Origin of the sequence: uncultured Planktosalinus sp. (genome assembly GCF_963973675.1) — a bacterium.
Classification (GTDB): Bacteria; Bacteroidota; Bacteroidia; order Flavobacteriales; family Flavobacteriaceae; genus Planktosalinus.
This window is the reverse complement of the sequence record NZ_CAXBAN010000463.1, coordinates 1-1700: the sequence shown is the minus strand read 5'-3', so window position 1 is coordinate 1700 and position 1700 is coordinate 1. Positions and strand designations below refer to the sequence as shown.

1 protein-coding gene is annotated in these 1700 nt (G+C 32.8%); it reads right to left on the bottom strand.

Annotation, left to right across the window (positions count from 1 at the left end; translation table 11 throughout):
• The coding region (locus AACY61_RS13360) for a GNVR domain-containing protein (RefSeq protein WP_339612075.1) at window positions 1-1602 on the bottom strand (1602 nt) is incomplete at its 3' end.
• Window positions 1603-1700 lie beyond the last annotated feature (98 nt).

Genomic DNA, 1700 nt, shown 5'->3' with positions numbered 1-1700 from the left:
AAAAAAGACAATTAAAAAAACGAACACAAAAGGTATGAATGTACCAAAAACAGCAGCCATAATATAGTTAAGTTGGTTGTTTGGTCCAACTTGACCACCACCTATATCTTTTGCAGGGTCAATAACCAAAACATCGCTTACATTAGCTGCTTTTACCAGGCCTGCTTCACTTCTTTTTGCCAAAAACAAATTATAGGCCTGACTGCTTAAATCATATCTCCTTTGAATACTCAATAATTGTTGTTGTTCTTTTGGTAGCCTTCTAATTTCAGATTCAGCTTTAGAAATTTCAGTGTTAATCTCATTAATTTCTTTATTCTTCAAAACCATTGAAGAATTAATGTTTTCAAGTAAAACAGCTTTAACAGCATTAATTTGCCTGTCTATATCTGCAAACACCGGAGCTCCCTCTTTAAAAGAATACTGTAATTTATTTCTTTCCTCTGCTAGAGTTATGATCCTACTTACACCACTTACAATACTTGCTTCTGTAATTCCGGCTACTGACGGGGCTGGCACATTGCTATAATCTGTCCTGCTAACTAAATAATCTTCGAGTGTGTTATAGTAATCAATTTGCTGCTCTATAACTGACTTTCTTGAATCTAAAGTTGTTAATTTACTGCTTAATTCCTGTCCCTCTGAACTTAAATCATAAACAGATGAAGCATTTCTAAATGCTTCCAATTCATTCTGAACTTCAGAAAGTTCTCCGGATTTTATAGCTAACGTACTGTCAATAAAACGAATAGTCCTTGTAGCGAAAAGGTTTTTACGCTCTAAAACATCTTCACCTAAAATTTGAACTGTAGCGTTTAAATAATCAACAAGTTCTGCTTTATTGTTTCCAGTTAACCTCAAATTCAGTACAGATGCTCCCTGAGATTCAGGTTGAATATTGATGTTACGGTATCTTGCCACAACACCGTCAAAATTTTGAAATCTGAAAAAATAGGTCTTTCCGGTTTGTAGACCTTTTTCAGACCTTTCTATTGTTCCAGAGAAAAAAGGTAAATCTAATTTTTGACCAAACTGAAAAGTTCTTTCAAATTCTTCTGCTGGCATCGCAATTGACCCTTTTTCTTTTGTATTATAGTTTTGAGTTGGATAAATTCTCTCTTCAAAAGTTGTTTTGAGTAAATAACTACTCTTATCAAGAGCCGTTATACTAATTAAAGTGTTTAAAATTTGATATTTAGATGTATCGACTTCAACTATAAATGGAGTTTGAGCATAGGCATTTTCAAGCTGGTAATCTCCTTCTTTTAAGTAATTTAAATAGTATTGAAGATGTTCTACTACTTTTTCGTTGTGCGATCTGGTTTTTAAAGTTACCATGGCTGTGTTCACCTTATCGGTGGTTCCACCCCAATTAAATGTCAAACTTGTATTGGTTGTAAAAAAAGGGTTTTGATCGTCCTTAATAGAAATCATATTACTCATTTGGTAAACAGGAAGTTTTCTAACATTGATGTAATATGCAATACTAAAAGCAATAACCAGTGAGACCAAAAATAAGGGCCAATAAGATATAAGCTTCATTAAAAAGCCTTTAAAATCAAAGTTGGTTTGAAGTTGGTCTATTTCAAATTCTTCATTCATTAATTTAAAGTCTGCTAAATAAAATTATTGTAGTTGTTACTAAACTCAATATAGATGCAATTGTTGTGATTGATTGAATTGCTGTAGTTCCCGTTCCA